This window comes from Flavihumibacter sp. CACIAM 22H1, assembly GCF_001601815.1.
Classification (GTDB): domain Bacteria; phylum Bacteroidota; class Bacteroidia; order Chitinophagales; family Chitinophagaceae; genus Flavihumibacter.
In genome coordinates, this window is record NZ_LUKG01000023.1 from 18,435 (window position 1) to 19,858 (window position 1,424).

The 1,424-nt window shown below is 38.6% G+C and carries 2 protein-coding genes; both read right to left on the reverse strand.

Annotated elements, in window-relative coordinates; all coding sequences use genetic code 11:
• On the reverse strand, positions 1–745 hold a 745-nt coding region (locus tag A1D16_RS08500), incomplete at its 3' end, for a glycosyltransferase (RefSeq protein ID WP_290708933.1).
• Positions 738–1,424: GT-D fold domain-containing glycosyltransferase (locus tag A1D16_RS08505; protein ID WP_290708934.1), on the reverse strand; the 687-nt coding region annotated here is incomplete at its 5' end. The genes A1D16_RS08505 and A1D16_RS08500, both read right to left, overlap by 8 nt.

Sequence of the window (1,424 nt, forward strand, 5' to 3'; positions counted from 1 at the left end):
TGGCAGATTTGGGTTCCAACTGAATTCGATTCTCTAACCCCTGTTCCCTTATCAGTTTATCTAATGAATTGGGAGATTTGTCCGCCCCTACTATTCTCAGATTCCAGTCGGGGTTTACCCATTTCATTGCAGCTATCAGGCGGTCAAATCCCTTCAGATAATCATTGAGTCTGCCTACCGCCAAAATAGACCTGGCTTCCAGCGGGCATTCGGCATATTCAACTGATTCCAATGAATTCGGAATCACTTCTACTGCAACCTTTCTTCCATAGTATTTTTTTTGGTAGTTGGCAGCAACAGTAGTCTGTGCAATTAAACCTGCCGGCGGATTAAGGAAAAAAGCAATTCTATTTAGTATCCTAATTTTCAACGGCCATTTAAAAAAAGGACTGGAACGTTCAGAAAGATAATACTGAAACTCAGTAGACCACAAGGCGAAAGCTACTAATGCGGCATAAAACTTATTATACACCAGCACCGTATCGGGTTTATAATACCTGACACGTTCTCTTATTCGTTTAACTGTATATAAAATTGAAAGACGGGTTTGATTCCTCCCAATGGGGGGTTCATCAAAAACTATTTCATCATCCAGTTTAAAAAATTTTTCCTGCCTGAAAACAGCCAGATATATTACCTTGTAACCAAGCCTCGATAAACCGTTTGCAACGTTTGAAGATGCTCTTTCAATTCCTCCCATTTTAAGGCAGGGACCAACAATACAAACTGTTTTTCCACTATTCATCCGATAAAAAGGTTTTAATAATCTGCCGTTGATAAACCGGGTCATTTAATTCTTTAACATCTCTTCCACCGATTGCCTCGCTGGTATATTTCCCTTCGATTTTTACTTTAGACGTGGCTCCGCGCAAATACCACTCATATTCAATATCTACATTACCTATATCAACTGCCTGAAAATTCAGAACAGCCAGATCATAGGCCATTACGGTGGCTGTAGGTCCTAATGCTATCAGGACAAGTTTTGTCTTATCAAATTTTTTTACAAACTCGATAATTTCATAATATTTATCAAATGCATTATGCTTAGGAGCGAGAATTCTTTCAACCGAATTAGCATTTGCAAACAAATCATTCCCGACGCCAAGCCGGCTTTTTTCACCCTCAATTAAAAGAATATCTCTTTCTTTCCAAATATTGCGCAATTTTTCAAAGTACTGTTTACTCACCGTTTTATCAGCATAATGCGCGTAAGGCCTTGTCATGCTTGAGTTATAAAAGATACGGGAGGCCGGCAGGTACTTTTTCAATCTTGGATAAATCCAAGCAATCTGGCTTCTCCAGGTGTCTCTTGACTCTGGCAATAAATTTTCCATTGAATAATAACCAATTGGAAATCCAATTAAAAAATTATCCAATTTACTGTGAAGCACTTCAATCATTTTATCCCGCAGTTGCTTATC